This window comes from Massilia aurea (assembly GCF_024753205.1).
GTDB classification, from domain to species: Bacteria; Pseudomonadota; Gammaproteobacteria; order Burkholderiales; family Burkholderiaceae_D; genus Telluria; species Telluria aurea.
Genome location: NZ_JANUGZ010000001.1, coordinates 344,147 through 360,897 on the forward strand (window position 1 = coordinate 344,147; position 16,751 = coordinate 360,897).

Here is a 16,751-nt window from a genome sequence, read left to right on the forward strand (position 1 = left end):
CTTCAATCAAAAGCTTTGCGAAGCGGCGTCCAGGCCGCGGATCACCAGGACACCATCGCGCGGCGCGCCTGGCTGACGTGGTGCAGGAGGAGCAATGTGCGGCGCCGGATCACGCACTGGGGCCGGCGCCTTGGCCGACAGTGCCGGCAGGCCGAGCACCGATTCGCGCGTGGCGCCGGTGGTGTTGGCAGGTTGCGCTTCGACCTGGTTGCGCAGCACCAGCGACAGGGAGCCGATCGAACGGGCCAGATCGAGCTTTTCGACTTCATTCGGGGTCAGTTCCAGCGTGACGGCGTTGACGACGCGCGGCTTGCTGTCGTCGACGGCCGATTCCTGCGCCACGGCCAGCACCAGGATCCGTTCGAGCACGATCTTCGAAATCGAGCCGGCGTTCTGCGCCAGGTCGCTGTTGGTCGGGGCCAGGTTGACGAGGATGTCGACATAGTTGCCGGGCAGCGCAAAGCCGGCCACGCCGACGACGTCGTTGACGCGCACGGTCATGGCGCGCTTGCCACTGGCCACCACCGCCGACAGGCCGCCCAGCGTACCGGCCGGCGCCAGCTTCGATTCGAGCACTGGCTCGCCGCGTGCGATGTCGCCGCGCGCGATGCGCCCCTGGAGCAGCTTCATGTCGGTGATCGCGCCGGGCGGCAGCGCGCCGGCCGGCCAGTCGGCCAGTTGCAGGCTGGCCGGCAGGATGCGCGCGCCCTGCCCGATGTCGGCGGCGGCCACCACCACGCGGGTGCCGGCCGGGCCCTGCTCGCCCATCCACTTGGCTGCCAGTACCACGGCGCCCAGCGCCAGCAGCAGGGCCACGCCGATGATCAGGATCGCTCTCGAATTACGCATGCTCATACTCCGTCGTGCCGCGTTCGCGGCGTTCTTGTGATGCGGGCCGGCCTGGGGCGCCCGCGGCAAAATAGTTATCCCAGGCCCAGTCCAGGGTGCGGCGCGACAATTCGGGCGCGCGGTCTTCGTAGCGCGCCAGATCGCGCAGCTGGCGCATCAGGTCGCGCGGGTAGCAGGCCAGCAGCGGCACGCCGCGCTCGCGGTGACAGGCCAGCAGGTAGTCGAACGACGCGGCGTCGAACGCCACGCCGACGGACTCGCACGCCTGGCGGAACAGGCGCGCGTATTCGTCGGTCGACGCGGCCGGCACCTCGATCTTGTAGCCGAGACGGCGCAGGAAGGCGCCATCGGACAGGCGCTGCGGCACGAAATTGGACGAGAACACGATGATCACGTCGAACGGCACCTGGAAGGTGTGGCCCGTGTGCAGCGTCAGGTAATCGACGTTGCGGTCCATCGGCACGATCCAGCGGTTCATCAATGCTTCCGGCGTGCAGCGCTGGCGCCCCAGGTCGTCGATGATGAAGATGCCGTTGTTCGACTTGAGGTGCGGCGGCGCCTGGTACAGCCGGGTGTGCGGATCGAACCGCAGGTCGAGCATGTCGAGCGTGAGTTCCCCGCCGGCCAGCGCGGCCGGGCGACGCACGCCGCGAATCCAGCGCATGTCGGGCGCGCTGCCGCGGTCCAGGCTCGGCGCTTCCATCACCGCCGCTTCGGTCACGCAGTGCTGCACGTTGTCGAAGAACGGAATCACTTCGCCATCGACCATCAGCGCGTGCGGCACGGCGATCGTGCCGACCAGCAGGTCGCGCAGGCGCTCTGCCAGGTAGGTCTTGCCGCTGCCGGCAGCGCCGTGCAAAAACAGCGCGCGGCCCGAGTTCATGCCGGCGCCGATCTGGTCGAGCACGACCGGGTTGACGACGACGCCATCGAAGGTGGCGGCCATTGCACCGCGCGTCACCTGCATATTGGCCACGCTGTGCGCCTTGACCTGGGCAACGTAGGCCGCCAGCGTGACGGGCGCGGGACCGGCATAGGCGTTGCGGCCAAGCGCAGCGTGGGCGCGCGCGCGGCCGGCCTCGGTGAGGATGTAGCACAGGTCGGCGTCGGTGCCGCTGTTGCCGATGCGCGCAACTTCGCACAGTTTTTCGCTGCGCAAAAACGCGATCAAAGGATCGATGACACTGACATTGAGTTTGGTATGCGCGGCCAGTTCGGCCAGGCGGAGTTGACCGCGCTGGGCCAGCACCTTGCCCAGCAATTCGGCCAGGAACAGGAACGGCAGGCCGGTCTCGTCGACCGTGCGCGGCGCCCTGGCGTCGGCCGGAGCGCTCGCCGGTGCAGGCAGGACCTGGCTCACAGCGGCAGCTCCCCATGCACGCGCAGCCACAGCACGCAGCCCGCGGTGGCAGTCGCAATCGCGATCGCATACGGCAGGCGGCCGCTGGCCGCTTCGGGCGGGACGGTCGGCGCGGTGACCGCGCCGGCCAGCGCCGAATACGTCGTGTGCAGCGCCATGTGATACGCGTTGCCGACCAGGCGGCGCAGATTGCGCTGCCAGGCCGCAAACACGAGCGCCAGCACGCCACCCGCAACCAGCGTGACCAGGCCGACGGTGAGTATCTGGCCTGCCCCGACAAAGGCGCCCACCATGGCCAGCAGCTTGACGTCGCCGGCGCCCATGAGGCGCAGTGCGTACATCGGCAGCAGCATCCCCAGGCCCAGGGCGAAACCGCCCAGCGCAGACAGCAGGCCAAGCCCGCCGGCCGGTGTGGTAAACAACCCTGCTCCCGCCGGCAGCAGCGCGTGCAGCGCGAACGCCGCCAGCATGCCCGGAAACACGACGGCATTCGGAATGCGACGCGCGCGCACGTCGGTGATGACGGCGGCGCCAAGCAAAGCGAACAGCAGCAGGAGTGGCAGAGTTGACAAGGAATTCTCCGGGTAAAAAAAATCCGGCAGCGGGACGAACCGTGCCGGACCTGGATCCGCCGTCTGGCGGACGTGCGATCGATTACGCTGGCTGCTTGATCTTTTTCGCCAGATTGTCGAACAGCGTACTGATGTTGCCACCCAGCAGGGTCACGGCGGTGATGATGACGCCGGCGATCAGCGATGCGATCAGTGCATATTCGATGGCGGTGACGCCGTCTTCTTCTTTGATCAGGTTTTTGATGAAGTTCATGGTGGAGCCTTTCAAGGGTCGGTATTCAAGCATTAGCAGGTTGGCTTTATGCGCTCGTCCATGCAGCCATTGCCGCGATGAAGCAGACGACTGCGAGCAGAACCGAGAGAACGACATACGACATGGCCGGATTGCTGCTGCTTTCATACTGCTGTTCCGGGTTGTCTTCGCTGTCGTGCACCGTTCGCTCCTGTTCGCTTGCCGCCGTACCGCATGTCACGATACGCAGCGCATGAGTTGAATCTTACGGACCCGCAACTTTGTTGCCATCCGTCAAAACTACCTTTTTGAAAGGTACGTTGCGCCATGGCAACCCGGTACATTTGTCCTGGGTCACCCTGCGGCGCATTCTGACGGAGCGAAAAAAGGCGATGCCTCAGGAGAGGCCGTGCTTGATGGCGTAGACGTACAACTCGAGGCGGTTGGCCACGTCCAGCTTCTGGTAGATGGTGGTGAGGTGATTGCGCAGCGTGCGCTCCGAGATGAACGCGCGTTCCGCCAGATCCTTGTTAAGCGCGCCCTTGCCCTGCACGATCATGCCGATGACGTCCCGCTCGCGCGCAGTCAGCGTGGCAATGCGTTCGGCCTCCGGATCGGCCTTCGGCGCCGGTGCGACCAGCTGGCCCAGGAGCGCCTGCATCAGCGACTGGTCGAGCCACAGCTCGCCGCCATGCACCTTGCGCACGGCCAGCAGCACGTCGTCGGTCGGCGCTTCCTTGCTGACCACGCCGCGCGCACCGGCCTTGACGGCGGCGGCCAGCGTGCCCTGGTCGCGGTTCGCACTCAGGATCACGACGCGTGTGCTGCCGTTGGCCACCAGCGCCGGCAAGAAGTCGATCGAACTGCTGCCTTTCAGATCCAGGTCGAGCAGCACGATGTCCGGATGCAGTGCAGCGCACAGGGCCGTCGCTTCAGCGCCATCGCTGGCGCTGCCCACCAGTGTGAACGACGGGCCTTCAGCCTGGATCAGGCGCTCGAGCCCCCACAGCATGGTCTTGTGGTCATCCACGAGCAGGATGCGGATGGTCATGGTTTCTCCATTACGTTGGTCGGTGGCGGTCAGACCGGGATGCGGACGCGCAGCAGCGTCTGGCGTCCGTCGGCCTTGACGTCGAGCGTGCCACCCACCGCGGCCACGCGCTCGGCGATCGAGCGCGGCACGAAAGGTTTCGGCGCCTGCGCGCCATCGGACACCGGGTTGAAGATATCGATCGCCAGCTGGCCGGCGGCATCTTCGATCACGACGCCGGCCGTGCGCGCCCGCGTGTGCTTGCAGATATTGCTGATGCCTTCGGTGACGATCTGGAACACCTCGGCAGCCATGCGGTCGTTGGCCACGCCCTCGCCCTGCACCTCGAGCATCACGTCCAGGCCATAGAAGGTTTGCACCTGGCGCAACTGGCGCCGCAGCGCCACCAGCAGTTCGGGCTCTTCCTGGCGCCCGCTGCGAAAACGCTGGGCGAAGTCGCGCATGTCGCCGATCACGTCCGAGCACATCGCCAGCAGGCGGTCGAGTTCAGGCGCGACCGCGCTGTCTTCACCGGCACTGTTGCGGATTGCCGCCACCGCATGGCGCAGCCCGATATACGGCTGGATCGTACTGTCATGCAGGTCGCGCGCGATGGTCTGGCGTTCGCGAAACGCCGCTTCGGACGCCAGCCGGTCGAGCAGATCGATGGTTTCGATGACGGGAAACGCCTGCTGCACGATGTGCTTCAAGAACGTGGCGTCGCCACGGCGCAGGCGGCTGCCGGTGATGAAGATACGCCCACTGCCCTTGCGCAGCGGGAGCGATGCGCTGACAAAACCGTCCGTATCGAGCAGGTCGGCCACGTGCCCACAGGCGTCCATGTCCGTCTTGCACCACTCTTTTTCGCCGGTGGCCAGGCGCACCGCGCACACCCCGCCCGGCAGCAGGCGCAGCAAACCGGCGCCGGGGCCGCGGTACAGGATCGCGCCTGGTGCCAGCGCCAGTAACGGCTGCACGTCGGCGGCGTCGGGCCGGCTGCGACTGATCGCGCGGCCAGCCCGGGGATGATGGGCCGTATTGAGGATCCAGCGCTGGTGGCTGTCCTGCATCAGCAAGGTGCAGGTGGTGGCGCCGTAGTAACGCAGGATCTTGTCCATCAGCGAGTCGAGCGTGTGCTGCACGCCGAAGCGCGGATTGGACAGGCGGCTGACATCGCGCAGCAGCGCCAGCCGGCGCCGCTGGTCGACCGACAGGCCGCCCCAGAACGCGATCATGTAGCCCAGCGCGAGCAGGAACGTCGCCCGCAGCAGCAGGATGTGAAACGACTGGAAGCCCTGCACCAGCATCACCGACAGGGTCACGATACCGACCGCGCCCAGGGTGAGCCTGGCGCCGGCATCGAACCCGTGGCGAAACGACGTGGCCAGGATCGCAAACAGGAAGAACGAAAAGAACGGACTGGTGCCGCCACCGGTGGCAAGCACGATCGCCCCGTACCAGACGATGTCGACCCAGTAGATGTTCGGACCGTGCCAGAAGCCTGCCCGGTAGCTCGCGATGACCAGCAGCGTCAGGCTGTGCAGCACATAGCCGCCGAGCACGATCCAGGTCCACGGGCTGGAGGCGACGACGCCGCCTGGGCCGATGTACAGGGTCAGCAGCGCCGAAATCGACAGCAGCACGCGCATGCCGAACACCATCCAGGCTTCTGCCTCGGGCGCGGCGGCCGATGGCGCGGCGGCGCCGGGCGTGCGCCGTGCGGCGGCGATCAAACGACGGATATCAGGGTTCCAACTCATGTTGTTGCGCGCCGACAAACGCGCTGACTCCTCGCTAAAACGGTTACAGGCGGTGATTGTTGCCCTGTAGAATCCTTGAAGTTTATCGCATACGACGCCCGAACCCCCTCACAGTTGCCCGAATATGTTGTTTAAGAGACCCCAGCGTCAATCTGGCGCCACACTCGTCGAGATGGCCATCATCGCGCCCGTGTTCATGCTCGTGCTCGTGGCGATCATCGAAATGAGCATGATGTTCTTCGCCACGCTGACGATGCAGTACGCGGTGCGTGAAGGCGCGCGCTTTGCCATTACCGGCCGCGCAAACGACGGCGGGACCAGCACCCAGCAGCGCTACGCCACAGTGATCGCGAAGATCCGCGACAACTCGCTCGGCATGTACGAGCGCATGAATTGCATCGTGTCGGTCAATGGCAAGAGCTACGCGAGCACCAGCTACAGCAACGCAATGTTTGGCGGCGCGGGCGACATGGTGGTGCTGCAGCTCGACTGCGCCTGGCCGGTGACGACGCCGCTGCTCTCGGCATTCTTCACTGACGGCCAGAACAGTTTCGCCGTCGGCGCCACCATGCGAAACGAGTATTTCTGATGCGGCCCATAGCGTATGATGTCGTCCGCCATGCACGCCGCCAGCGTGGCGTTGCCGCCGTCGAGCTGGCCCTGCTGCTGCCGATGCTGGTGGTCCTGCTGCTGTGTGCCATCGACGGCGCGCGTGCCTTGCAAGCCAATATCATCATCACCAATATCGCGCGTGAAGGCGCGAACATCCTGTCGCGCAGCGGCGTGGATCTGAACGACAGCAGCCAGGACACGATCAATGCGCTGATGGCCAGCGCCCCGCCGCTGAACGTCAACCAGCTGGGGATGATGTACATCACCCGCGTCATGGGCGTGATGACCAATGGCGTCTCGCGCAGCGTCGTGCTGGACCAGTACCGCTGGGACGACGCGGAGCGGCTGCAGGGGTTTCGCCAGAGCGGCTACGCGCCGCAGAGCAAGGTCTATGGCTGCAGCGCCTGGAGTGGCACCGGTAAATGTTCGAGTGTCAGCAGTGTTACCCGGCCCGCGACCACGATCATGAACGGCAAGCTCGACGATGGGGAGGTCATCTTCGTGGTCGAGACGTTCTATCGCTTCGACATGCTGGTCAGCGGTTTCACCACCGGCCCCAGCACCCTGCCCACCTTCGGGCCCGACCTGTATTCCATGAGTGTGTTCTGAGATGAATCCGAATCTTTCCCGCCAGCGCGGTGCGGTCGCGATCATGGTGGCCGTGTCGATGCTCGTGCTGCTTGCCGTCGTGGGCCTGTGTGTCGATGCCGGACTGGCGTATCTGGTGAAAGCGCGCCTGAATGCAGCGGTGGATTCGGCGGCGCTGGCCGGTGCACGGGCAGTCACGACCGGCAATAACCAGACCGAGCAGATTGCCAGCGCGCGCGCCGCTGCCGCCGATTTCTTCGCCGCCAATATTCCGAACAATTACCTGTTGTCGTCGCCACGGATCACGAGCACCAACGTGACCTTCAACGGCGGCCAGGCGACGATCGATGTCAAGGCCGAAGCGCCAATGCCGGTGTCGATCATGCAGATCATGAATTTCACGACGTTGACACCGGTGGCGGCGGCGCAGACGGTTCGGAATGACCTGGATATGGCGCTGGTGGTCGACACGTCGGGCTCGCTGAGGAATTCAGCAACGACGGTGCAAGCTTCGGCAAAAAGCTTCCTGAATAAATTCAACGTGACGCAGGACCGCGTCGCACTCATCCATTTTGCGTCGGGCGCCGAAACCGATGTGGCGATCAACCCGACGGCGCGCGGCTTTAACCGCACGACGATGACAAGCAGGATAAACAGCTATGTATTCGGCGGCGGAACGGCGTCAGTAGAAGGCATGTGGAACGCTCGCGATCAGCTCAATCTGGTTCCCCTCGCCAGCCGGTCAACAACGCGCGTGATCGTGTTCTTCTCGGACGGAGCCCCGACCGCCTTCGGTTCGTATATGTCATTTTCTAACAACAACGACTGCAAGGACTTGCTCGGGCGCGACATTGCAGGCACGCTCGATTCCTCTGATGCGACATATGGCCTGAGCAAGATCGACGACAGCGACAATGTGATCATCAAGGAAAGCTGTCGGATATACCGCAATAACACCTATACTGCCCGCCGCTTGCCCGATTGGTACAACGCGCACAACGACGCGCGAGCCCCCAATGACACGTCGAAACGCGAATTTCCCATTGTGGGGAGCTGGCCACGTACAGTGACAGCCGACATCGGCAGCGGTTCCGGCAACAGGAGCGAGACTTATCGACGCAATATCGAACGCGCATCACGTAACCTCGCGGAATCCATCGCCAGCAGCGCGCGTGATCAAGGCATCGTTGTGTTCACACTCGGTCTGGGCGCTGCCCTGAAAACCCGGGGTGAATTTGATAGCGACACGGGCGAGATGATCTTGAAGTGCATGGCTAATACGGTAGATGCGCCGCTGCGCTGCCAAACCCCGAATCAGCCGGTCGGCATGTATTGCTACGCCGCGACCGACAACGATTTGACGCCCTGCTTCTCGCGGCTTGCCTCGGCGATTTTGCGCATCACCAAATAAGTCAACGCCGATTTGCCGACATTCATTCGGGGGCAGGCGCAGCCATGCGCTAGAATCGCCCTCTTCGGTGCCGCGCGCACCAGTCTTTGCAAGGTGGATTCACGTGTTTGCCGTTCTTGCCCTCGACATGGGGGCGGCCATGAAAACGCTGGTGCTCACGCTCGACCTGGTGGGCACCTTTGTTTTTGCGCTGTCCGGCGCCACCGCCGGCGTGCGGCGTCATCTCGACCTGTTCGGCGTGCTCGTGCTGTCGTTCGTGGCTGCCAACTCGGGCGGTATCGTGCGTGACGTCCTGATCGGCGCCACGCCGCCGGCTGCGTTTTCGGACTGGCGCTACCTCGGCGTGTCGCTGCTGGCCGGCGTGACGATCTTCTTCTGGCATCCGTTCATCCACCGCGCGCGCAATCCGGTGCTGCTGTTCGACGGCGCGGGCCTCGCGCTGTTTTGCGTGGCGGGCGCGCAGAAAGCGCTCGTGTTCGGGCTGGAACCCGTAATGGCCGCGCTGCTGGGCATGCTGACCGGTATCGGCGGTGGCGTCGCGCGCGATGTGCTGCTGTCAAACGTGCCGGCCGTGTTCCGTTCGGATATCTACGCCGTCGCGGCGCTGGCCGGCGCCTCGGTGGTGGTGATCGGCGACGCCCTGCAGTGGCCCACGACGCCCACCGCCTGCGTCGGCGCGGCGCTGTGCTTCGGCTTGCGCCTGGCCGCGATCCGCTACGGCTGGCACCTGCCAACGGCGCGCGGGATCGAGCCGCCCGACGCCAGTGACCACAACCGCGACGGCCGCTGAACCCAAACGGGCAAATGCATGCACTACAATGGGGGCCAGCCACGCCCCCCATTGAATGACCATGAGCGCCACCGAACTGCCCTACCGTGCCACCCTGCTCGAAGCCTGCACCTGGCTCGAACAACAGACCGCATCGCCCTGGACCCTGGCACGCCTGCTGGAACACGCGGTCACGCCGTATGTCTGGCTCGACTACGACCCGGCCCACGCCGAGTTGTTTGGCGACGCGAATGGCGGTTATGCAGCGCCAATCTTCTTCCAGGACGACATCGCGCGCCTGATCGCCGGCAGCGACGACGTTTTGATGACGATGACCAAGGACGCCTACAAGATCGTAGCGCACCTGCCGCCGCCGGGTTTCAGACGCCCACTCGATGCGCTGCGGTTCCAGAAGAAGGACCTGACGCAGCTGGTGGCCAGGCTGGAACGCGAGGCGCAGGCGGCCATCGCTGCAGCGGCCGCGCCGCCACCGGAACCGAAAGCGCCGACCGAATCGGCCTTCGGCATCAACAAGGCGCAGGTATTGGAAGCGTTTGCCGCCCATGCGCGCATGGATCTGGGCGCGGCGCTCGACAATGCCATCGGCATCTTTGGTGACGATGGCGCGCGCGTGAAGGCCAGCGTGCGCAAGTCCAAACGCAACGCAGTCTGGAACCCGGTGACGCTGGCACTCGGCCTGCATGATCTCCACCGCGTACCACTGGGCCCGTTACGGCGCGCGTTCCAGGCCCACGACTTCCTGCTGGACTGGGAAGACGACTGGGAACAGTCGCTGCGCCTGCTGGGCAAGTAAATCAGGTCATGCGCGCGCCAGCAGGCGCCGCAGCTGCGCCGCCTGGTACGCGCCGAAGGTATCGCTGAACAGGCAGCGGATCAGCGGGTCGTCAACGACGTCGACGTCCAGCAGATCACGCTCGGCATCGGCATCGAAACGGGCGTCGTTGATGCGCATGTACATCGTGGTGAGCGACTCGCCCTGTTCAAGCGCGCCATACAGCCTGGCGGCCGGGATCTCCGTCGTCCAGCCAAGCGGGCCGGCCCCGGTCACGAGCGTGGCGACGTCACCAACGAGCAGGTAATCGAACACGCTCGCCTGGCCCTGGTGGTCATACACCGACAGCCGCCAGTAGCGCGGGCCGTCGAAGTAGCTTGAGGCTGCCTCCACCTCGCCGTATTTGGCAGGCACACCGGCGCGGCAGTAATCCACCACGCGCGCCATCTGCGCTTCGCTCAGGGCCGTAAAATGCAGTGCGATGGACGCGGTCGAAGGCGGCGCCGCATTGCCTTCATAAACGTAATCGACATCCTGCGGGCCCACGGGCATCAGCCACGCCAGCGGCGCTGCCGGCTCCAGCAGCGCGCCGTCCAGCCGCACGGACGTGCCGGGATCGAGCCGCACGATCGATGCCGCCGGCAGCGCCGCGCCGACCTCGCGCGCAAACTGCGCATAAGTGATCGGGAAGAACGCGCGGTTGTACCACGACCACGGCTCCTGCACGAACTGGCACGAACTGGGCACCACGTAGCGCGGCTGCAGCGCCTGCAGCTGCGCGATCCACTCGGGCGGCAGCTCGGGCGGCGCGGCCACGGCGCGCGATGGCGTGAGCACTTCGATTTCGCGCATTGTCTGGAACGGCCACAGCACCATGTCCCACGGCCCCAGTTCGACCAGCTGCGCCAGCGTGTCGTCGTCGATCCATGAATCGACGACATTGAGCACGTTCTGCCCGGCCGCCTGCACCTGGAACATCGAGTCGACATCGACGTCCATTGCCTCGCGCGGGGTGACGGTAAACGGGCCGACCGTGACGGGCGCGTTCAGGCGCAGCGGGTGCACGTGCGTGAAGCCGAGCTGGCGCACCATGTCGAACAACGCGTCGAAGATGCAGTAGATATACAGGGGCGTCGCGCGGTCGAGCAGATCGAGGCTGTCGAGCGAGCAGTGATCGTCATGGAAATGCGAGATGAAGACCGCGTCGAAACGCTGGCGGCGAATCGCCGCGACATCGAAGCGCACGTCCGGAAACGCATGGCAGTTGCGGCTGAACGGGTTCTCGAAGATGGTGTCGAAGGCGATCGTCGCGCCCTCGCACGCGAATACGTACCCCGCATGCAGGATGCGCGAAATGGTCAAGCTTGGCGTCGTCATTGGTCCCCCTTGGAGGCGGCATTTTACAGGGCGCGCTTCGGGCCGGCGCTTGTTGTGCCCAAACCGAACCGCTACACTGCACCACCCCAGCATTTCGAAAGTTAGCAGATGATTATGAGCCGCCCCGTTCCCCGCGCCCTCCTTGCCGTGTGCGCGTTGCTGGTCACCGCATGGGGCGCGCTGGCGCTGTGCTTCCAGCTGTCCAGGCCCGGCGGCTACGCCGCAGTCGCGCTCTGGTCGCTCGCCGGCCTGGCCGCCACCATCGCCATCGCGCGCGGACCGGGCAAGTGGCCTGGCGCCAGGGCGCTGGTCACCGGCGCCGTGGCGCTGGCCGTGCTGCTCGGCTGGTGGTGTTCGCTCACGCCATCGCACGACCGCGTGTGGGCCGACGACGTGTCGCGCATGCTCGTCTCGCGTGTCGACGGCGATCGCCTCGTGCTGCAGAACGTGCGCAATTTTGACTGGCGCACCGAAACGGATTACACGCCGCGCTGGGAAACGCGTGACTACGACCTCGCTGGCATCGTATCGGCCGACCTGATCCTGTCCTACTGGATGGGGCCACACATCGCCCACACGCTGGTAACGTTCGGGTTCAGGGATGGCAAACAGCTCGTGTTCTCGCTCGAGATCCGCAAGGAGCGCACCGAGACGTTCTCGGCGGTCGGCGGCTTTTTTCGCCAGTTCGAGCAGGTGATCATCGCCTCGGACGAGCGCGACCTGATCCGCACGCGCAGCAATGCGCGCGGCGAGCAGGTCTACCTGTACCGCCTGCGCGCCACACCGGCGCAGCTGCGCGCCGTGCTGCTGGCGTACCTGGAACGCGCCGAGGCGCTGCGCGGCCAGCCCGAGTTCTACAACACGCTCACCAGCAACTGCACGACGATCCTGTACGAACTGGCGCACCGCATTGCGCCCGACCTGCCGCTCGACTACCGGCTGCTCGCATCCGGCCACTTTGCCGAATATGCGTACGACCAGGACGCACTGACGCCGGGCGTGCCGTACGCGGTGCTGCAGCAGCGCGGCCACATCAACGCACGGGCGCGCCAGGCCGATATCGACGGCAGCGATTTTTCGCGCGCGATCCGCGTCGGCGTCCCCGGCATTCGCTGAGGACGATCACGCCACCTCTCGCGATAGTTGCCGCAAGTCAAATCAGGACCAAAGGCTTCCTCTAGTATCGGCAATGGTCGAACGCTGGAAGGAGGAAGCCATGGGTGTACGCTACAAGCAATTTCGCAGGTCGGTGAACGGGAGCGTCGCGGTCGAAATGGCGCTGATTCTGCCCCTGTTTCTGATCCTGCTGGCCGGGCCACTCTACATGGCACGTGCCGCGTGGTTCTACAGCGTGGGGCAGAAAGCGGCCCACGACGCGACGCGTTATATCGCGACTGCGACGCAAGCCGAACTGCGCACCCCTGGCGGCGGCTTCAACGAAGCACGTGTTCCCGCGATCGCCCGCTGGATCGCCCAACAGGAGCTGGGCGAACTCGTGCCGCTTACCGATGGCATTGCCATCACGATCCTATGCGACGGTGACGTGTGCAGTGCGCTGACGCCCACCCGGGTCCGCACCGGCGTGCAAATCACGTTGCACGACAATCTGTTCGGCGGCCTGACGATGGACTATCTGGGTTCTGCCGATATGACAATGAACAGCGACGTCACGATGCGCTATGTCGCCCAGTAACAATGCCTGCCCGGCGCGCCCGCGTCTGCAAGACGCGCCACATCTTGCAAAGCAGACCGGCGTCATCAGCTGGATGTTCGTGTCTGCCATGTTCGTCATCCTTGGGTTTCTCGCCCTGGCCCTTGACCTGTCCCTCGTCACCCACCGCAAGATGGAACTCCAGAATGTTGCCGACACCGTTGCGTTGTCGGCCGCGCATGAACTTGACGGGACTGCGACCGGCATCACCGACGCGCTGGAAATCGCCTCGCAGCGCTTTTTGCAAGGGAGCGACAGATTCACCTACCACTACGGCAAGGCCACGATGGCCTGGTCGGATGCTGCCGTCGAATTCGCCCGCAGCCCGTCCGGCCCGTGGCGACCGGTCGGCGAGGCCATGACCAACCCTGAGGATCTGCTGTACCTGCGAGTCGATACGGCAGGGCTGGATACCGAGTACGGGACGGTCGCCACCCTGTTCCTCTCGACCTTCACGGACATCCGTGACGCCTTCACCAGCGCCCGCGCCGTCGCCGGTCGTTCTGCCATCAAGGTCACCCCGCTTGGCATCTGCGCCATGCGTGACGAAGCACACCGCAACCATGGAGGCGAACTGGAGGAATTCGGGTTTCGCCGGGGCGTGAGCTACAACCTGCTGGACCTGAACCTGCCCGGCGCCACCACCGGTCAGACCTTCATCGTCAATCCGGTTGCGCAGGCCATGCCCATTACCGACGTCGCGACGCTGGCGCCGTTCGTCTGCACCGGCACGCTGGCCATGTCACGGCTGTCCGGTGGCACGGTCAAGGTCTCGGCATCGTTCCCGATCGACAAGCTCTGGCAGCAGCTCAATTCCCGCTTTGGTACCTACGGGACGGGTGCTACCGCATGCGATGCGCGCACGGCGCCCGCCGACATCAATATCAAGGAATTCACCTTCAACAGCGGCGCCTCCTGGATGGGCGCAACGCCCGCGGGGCAGTCAGCTGCGCTGCTGGCGACAACAGAGCGCCGGTGGACGATTGCAGGCCCCGATACGGCGCCCGCCGGCACCCTGGCCGCGCAGTTCGGTCCGCTCTGGTCGTACGCAAAGGCGGTCCCGTATGCATCGTATGCGAGCGCGGGTGCGCCGGAACCGGCAACCGGTTATGCAACCTATGACGTGACCAAATGGAGCACCCTGTACGCACCGGGTCAGCCGACCACCTCACTGACCACGCCCTATCCCGACAGCGCCGAGACACCGACGCCCTACTCCTACACGACCGGTACCCAATTTTACAAAGGACCATCGGCGAGTAACAAGAGTCTCGCCAACCGCCGCGTCCTGAACCTGCCCTTGCTCGCCTGCCCGATCACCGGGAGCGACGCCACGGTGCGTGGCATCGGCAAATTCTTCATGACCGTTCCCGCCACGCAGACCTCTCTGTACGGCGAGTTCGCAGGCCTGGCGATCGAGCAGTCCCTGGGCACCCGCATCGTCCTGTACCCCTGACGGATGGACCTGACATGACCCGCCAAACGCCAGAGCGGCAACGTGGTGTCGCCGCAGTCGAATTCGCCGTGGTGGCGGTGATCTTTTTCATGCTCTTCTTCGGCATCGTCGACATTCTCCGGGCACTCTATATCTGCAATATCCTGCAGGAGGTGACGCGTCGCGCGACAGCGCTGGCCGTCAACACCGACTTCACCGACGCGGCGGCGATGGCAAGGGTGCGCATGCAGGCCGTGTTCCGCACGACACCCGGCGTGCTTGCATTTGCCGATCCCATCTCCGACGACCACGTCAGGATCGATTATCTGCAGATCCCGGCGACGGCCAATCCCGTCCCGATCGGGACAGGATTGCCGGCAAGTCCCCAGCAAAACCGGATCAATTGCACGTCCAATCCCAACGCGGCCAACTGCATCCAGCTGGTCCGGGTGCGGATCTGCCTGCCTGGGGGCGCGAGCGATGTCTGCGACCCGGTGCCGTACCAGCCCCTGGCGTCGTTCGTCCCGTTTTCATTCGGCCTTCCCAGCGCAACCACCATCGCCCGGGCCGAGACCCTGGGCATGCCGCCCGGCGTGCCCGTGCCGGCCGGAGGCGGGTAGCGCTTACACGCCGTCGGCCGCTGTGGCGCCAGCCACACGCGAAATCGCGACCCGCGCGATGCGGCGCTCCTCGACCGCGACGACCTCGTAGCGCCAGCCATCGAGCTCGATGGCCTGGCCCGGTTCGGGCATCGACGCGAAGCGCGCCAGCAGGAAGCCGGCCAGCGACGTGTAATCGTCATCGCCCACCAGAGAATCGGTCTCGAGCACTTGTTCCAGCTGGTGCAGATCGGCTGCGCCGTCGGCTTCCCACAGGTCAGGGCCCTGCGGCCGGATCGCCAGTTGTTCGTCCTCGTCCGGGAACTCACCGGCAATCGCCTCCAGGATGTCCACCGGTGTCAGCAGGCCCTGGACGATCCCGAATTCATCCGTCACCAGCACCGGCTGGCCGTGTGCGCGCTTGAGCGTCTCCATCGCACCCAGCACACCAGCCGTGTCGGGCAGCAGGATCGGCGCGCGCACGATGCCGCTGTCGGGCGCGGCGTCGATGCGCCCGTGCAGCATCAGCGCACTGACCAGGTCCTTGGTGCGCGCAATGCCCACCAGCTGGTCCAGCTGGCCGCGAGCGACCGGCATGCCGCTATGGGGCGACGCCTGCAACTGGCGCAGGATGGTATCGGCATCGTCGTCCAGGTCGACCCAAGTGAGTTCCGAGCGCGGCGTCATGACCGAGCGGATCGACCGGTCGGCCAGCGCCAGCACGCCGCTGACCATATTGCGTTCTTCGGCGCCGAACGCTTCCGGCTCGGTGACCGGTTCGTCCTGCGGTTCGGCATCGGCATCGACGTGCGCGCGCTTCTTGCCGCCCATCAGGCGCAGCACCGAATCGGCGGTGCGGTCGCGCAGTGGCACGCGCGCTTCCTGCTTCAAAAAATTGCGGCGTGCGAACTGGTTCAGCGCCTCGATCAGGATCGAGAAACCGATGGCGGCGTACAGATAGCCTTTCGGGATATGAAAGCCCAGGCCTTCGGCAACCAGCGACAGGCCGATCATCAAGAGGAAGCTCAGGCACAGCACGACGACGGTCGGATGCGCATTGACGAAGCGCGTCAGTGGCTTGGAAGCCAGGATCATGACGCCGATCGAGATGATCACCGCGGCCATCATCACGTACAGGTTGTCGACCATGCCGACGGCGGTGATGACCGCATCGAGCGAGAACACGGCGTCGAGCACGACGATCTGCGCGACCACGGCGCCAAAGCCCGCGTACACCCGCGACTTCGTCTGCACGTGCGTAACGCCTTCCATGCGTTCATGCAGTTCGACGGTGGCCTTGAACAGCAAAAATACGCCACCCAGCAGCAGGATCAGGTCGCGGCCGGAAAACGCCATTGAGCCGAGCGCAAACAGCGGCGTCGTCAGCGTGACGAGCCACGAGACGATCGTGAGCAGGCCAAGACGCATCAGCATGGCGAGAGACAGGCCGATCAGGCGCGCCTTGTCGCGCTGGTGCGGCGGCAATTTGTCCGCCAGGATGGCGATGAAAATCAGGTTGTCGATGCCCAGGACGATTTCCAGGACAACGAGCGTGAGCAGACCCGCCCAGATGGTGGGGTCGAATAGCCATTCCATGTATTACCTCTTGTTTGAATCAGTGTGAACGTGCAGTTGCATCACGCCGCAAAGGCG

18 protein-coding genes are annotated in these 16,751 nt (G+C 65.0%); 9 read left to right on the top strand and 9 right to left on the bottom strand.

What is annotated here, in order from left to right; translation table 11 throughout:
* Nucleotides 1–6: 6 nt before the first annotated feature.
* The 7 genes from cpaB to NX775_RS01485 all read right to left on the bottom strand — a co-directional run bounded on the left by cpaB (nucleotide 7) and on the right by NX775_RS01485 (nucleotide 5,803).
* Nucleotides 7–849: a Flp pilus assembly protein CpaB gene (gene cpaB / locus NX775_RS01455; RefSeq protein ID WP_258834370.1), complete on the bottom strand. Its 843-nt coding sequence runs from the start codon at nucleotides 847–849 to the stop codon at nucleotides 7–9.
* Nucleotides 842–2,209 (bottom strand): DUF8689 domain-containing protein, encoded by a 1,368-nt coding sequence (locus NX775_RS01460; protein WP_258834371.1) that lies wholly within the window; start codon nucleotides 2,207–2,209, stop codon nucleotides 842–844. The genes cpaB and NX775_RS01460 overlap by 8 nt, the downstream gene beginning before the upstream one ends.
* Nucleotides 2,206–2,781 (bottom strand): A24 family peptidase, encoded by a 576-nt coding sequence (locus tag NX775_RS01465; protein WP_258834372.1) that lies wholly within the window; start codon nucleotides 2,779–2,781, stop codon nucleotides 2,206–2,208. The genes NX775_RS01460 and NX775_RS01465 overlap by 4 nt, the downstream gene beginning before the upstream one ends.
* 82 nt (nucleotides 2,782–2,863) lie before the next feature.
* Nucleotides 2,864–3,034, bottom strand: a complete 171-nt coding sequence (locus NX775_RS01470; RefSeq protein ID WP_258834373.1) for a Flp family type IVb pilin — start codon at nucleotides 3,032–3,034, stop codon at nucleotides 2,864–2,866.
* Nucleotides 3,035–3,080: 46 nt separating this feature from the next.
* Complete coding sequence (locus tag NX775_RS01475; protein WP_258834374.1) at nucleotides 3,081–3,215, bottom strand: hypothetical protein; 135 nt, start codon at nucleotides 3,213–3,215, stop codon at nucleotides 3,081–3,083.
* 195 nt (nucleotides 3,216–3,410) lie between these two features.
* Complete coding sequence (locus NX775_RS01480) at nucleotides 3,411–4,064, bottom strand: response regulator (protein ID WP_258834375.1); 654 nt, start codon at nucleotides 4,062–4,064, stop codon at nucleotides 3,411–3,413.
* A 29-nt stretch (nucleotides 4,065–4,093) separates the two neighbouring features.
* Entirely contained in the window at nucleotides 4,094–5,803 is a 1,710-nt protein-coding gene (locus NX775_RS01485; protein WP_258834376.1) for a sensor histidine kinase, read from the bottom strand.
* A gap of 124 nt (nucleotides 5,804–5,927) precedes the next feature.
* Here NX775_RS01485 and NX775_RS01490 point away from each other — a divergent pair, with 124 nt between their 5' ends.
* From NX775_RS01490 to NX775_RS01510, 5 genes are all read left to right on the top strand, one after another.
* On the top strand, nucleotides 5,928–6,392 hold the full coding sequence (locus tag NX775_RS01490) for a TadE/TadG family type IV pilus assembly protein (protein WP_258834377.1): 465 nt from the start codon (nucleotides 5,928–5,930) through the stop codon (nucleotides 6,390–6,392).
* On the top strand, nucleotides 6,392–7,024 hold the full coding sequence (locus NX775_RS01495) for a TadE/TadG family type IV pilus assembly protein (protein ID WP_258834378.1): 633 nt from the start codon (nucleotides 6,392–6,394) through the stop codon (nucleotides 7,022–7,024). The genes NX775_RS01490 and NX775_RS01495 overlap by 1 nt, the downstream gene beginning before the upstream one ends.
* Before the next feature lies 1 nt (nucleotide 7,025).
* Nucleotides 7,026–8,414 carry a TadE/TadG family type IV pilus assembly protein gene (locus NX775_RS01500; protein ID WP_258834379.1) on the top strand — a complete coding sequence of 463 codons (1,389 nt, stop codon included), beginning with the start codon at nucleotides 7,026–7,028 and terminating at the stop codon, nucleotides 8,412–8,414.
* 103 nt (nucleotides 8,415–8,517) lie between these two features.
* A complete protein-coding gene (locus tag NX775_RS01505; protein WP_258834380.1) occupies nucleotides 8,518–9,204 on the top strand; it encodes a trimeric intracellular cation channel family protein in 687 nt (228 codons plus the stop codon).
* 61 nt (nucleotides 9,205–9,265) lie between these two features.
* The gene (locus NX775_RS01510) at nucleotides 9,266–9,997 is read left to right on the top strand and encodes a hypothetical protein (RefSeq protein WP_258834381.1); all 732 of its coding nucleotides are present in this window, start codon (nucleotides 9,266–9,268) and stop codon (nucleotides 9,995–9,997) included.
* A 6-nt stretch (nucleotides 9,998–10,003) separates the two neighbouring features.
* Here NX775_RS01510 and NX775_RS01515 read toward each other — a convergent pair whose 3' ends face one another.
* Nucleotides 10,004–11,353, bottom strand: a complete 1,350-nt coding sequence (locus NX775_RS01515; protein ID WP_258834382.1) for an MBL fold metallo-hydrolase — start codon at nucleotides 11,351–11,353, stop codon at nucleotides 10,004–10,006.
* A gap of 108 nt (nucleotides 11,354–11,461) precedes the next feature.
* Between NX775_RS01515 and NX775_RS01520 the strand changes: the two genes are divergently transcribed.
* The 4 genes from NX775_RS01520 to NX775_RS01535 all read left to right on the top strand — a co-directional run bounded on the left by NX775_RS01520 (nucleotide 11,462) and on the right by NX775_RS01535 (nucleotide 15,119).
* The gene (locus tag NX775_RS01520) at nucleotides 11,462–12,469 is read left to right on the top strand and encodes an Lnb N-terminal periplasmic domain-containing protein (RefSeq protein ID WP_370660555.1); all 1,008 of its coding nucleotides are present in this window, start codon (nucleotides 11,462–11,464) and stop codon (nucleotides 12,467–12,469) included.
* Nucleotides 12,470–12,542: 73 nt separating this feature from the next.
* Nucleotides 12,543–13,046 carry a TadE/TadG family type IV pilus assembly protein gene (locus NX775_RS01525; protein ID WP_258834384.1) on the top strand — a complete coding sequence of 168 codons (504 nt, stop codon included), beginning with the start codon at nucleotides 12,543–12,545 and terminating at the stop codon, nucleotides 13,044–13,046.
* Complete coding sequence (locus NX775_RS01530) at nucleotides 13,033–14,520, top strand: Tad domain-containing protein (protein ID WP_258834385.1); 1,488 nt, start codon at nucleotides 13,033–13,035, stop codon at nucleotides 14,518–14,520. The genes NX775_RS01525 and NX775_RS01530 overlap by 14 nt, the downstream gene beginning before the upstream one ends.
* A gap of 14 nt (nucleotides 14,521–14,534) precedes the next feature.
* Nucleotides 14,535–15,119 carry a TadE/TadG family type IV pilus assembly protein gene (locus NX775_RS01535; protein ID WP_258834386.1) on the top strand — a complete coding sequence of 195 codons (585 nt, stop codon included), beginning with the start codon at nucleotides 14,535–14,537 and terminating at the stop codon, nucleotides 15,117–15,119.
* A gap of 3 nt (nucleotides 15,120–15,122) precedes the next feature.
* Here the strand turns inward: NX775_RS01535 and NX775_RS01540 are convergent, their stop codons facing one another.
* Entirely contained in the window at nucleotides 15,123–16,694 is a 1,572-nt protein-coding gene (locus NX775_RS01540) for a TerC family protein (protein WP_258834387.1), read from the bottom strand.
* Nucleotides 16,695–16,751 lie beyond the last annotated feature (57 nt).

Coding starts and splice junctions, on each gene's coding strand:
- cpaB (WP_258834370.1), bottom strand. CDS start 849: ATGCGTAATTCGAGAGCGATCCTGATCATCGGCGTGGCCCTGCTGCTG.
- NX775_RS01470 (WP_258834373.1), bottom strand. CDS start 3,034: ATGAACTTCATCAAAAACCTGATCAAAGAAGAAGACGGCGTCACCGCC.
- NX775_RS01480 (WP_258834375.1), bottom strand. CDS start 4,064: ATGACCATCCGCATCCTGCTCGTGGATGACCACAAGACCATGCTGTGG.
- NX775_RS01485 (WP_258834376.1), bottom strand. CDS start 5,803: ATGAGTTGGAACCCTGATATCCGTCGTTTGATCGCCGCCGCACGGCGC.
- NX775_RS01490 (WP_258834377.1), top strand. CDS start 5,928: ATGTTGTTTAAGAGACCCCAGCGTCAATCTGGCGCCACACTCGTCGAG.
- NX775_RS01495 (WP_258834378.1), top strand. CDS start 6,392: ATGCGGCCCATAGCGTATGATGTCGTCCGCCATGCACGCCGCCAGCGT.
- NX775_RS01500 (WP_258834379.1), top strand. CDS start 7,026: ATGAATCCGAATCTTTCCCGCCAGCGCGGTGCGGTCGCGATCATGGTG.
- NX775_RS01510 (WP_258834381.1), top strand. CDS start 9,266: ATGAGCGCCACCGAACTGCCCTACCGTGCCACCCTGCTCGAAGCCTGC.
- NX775_RS01515 (WP_258834382.1), bottom strand. CDS start 11,353: ATGACGACGCCAAGCTTGACCATTTCGCGCATCCTGCATGCGGGGTAC.
- NX775_RS01520 (WP_370660555.1), top strand. CDS start 11,462: ATGATTATGAGCCGCCCCGTTCCCCGCGCCCTCCTTGCCGTGTGCGCG.
- NX775_RS01525 (WP_258834384.1), top strand. CDS start 12,543: ATGGTCGAACGCTGGAAGGAGGAAGCCATGGGTGTACGCTACAAGCAA.
- NX775_RS01530 (WP_258834385.1), top strand. CDS start 13,033: ATGTCGCCCAGTAACAATGCCTGCCCGGCGCGCCCGCGTCTGCAAGAC.
- NX775_RS01535 (WP_258834386.1), top strand. CDS start 14,535: ATGACCCGCCAAACGCCAGAGCGGCAACGTGGTGTCGCCGCAGTCGAA.
- NX775_RS01540 (WP_258834387.1), bottom strand. CDS start 16,694: ATGGAATGGCTATTCGACCCCACCATCTGGGCGGGTCTGCTCACGCTC.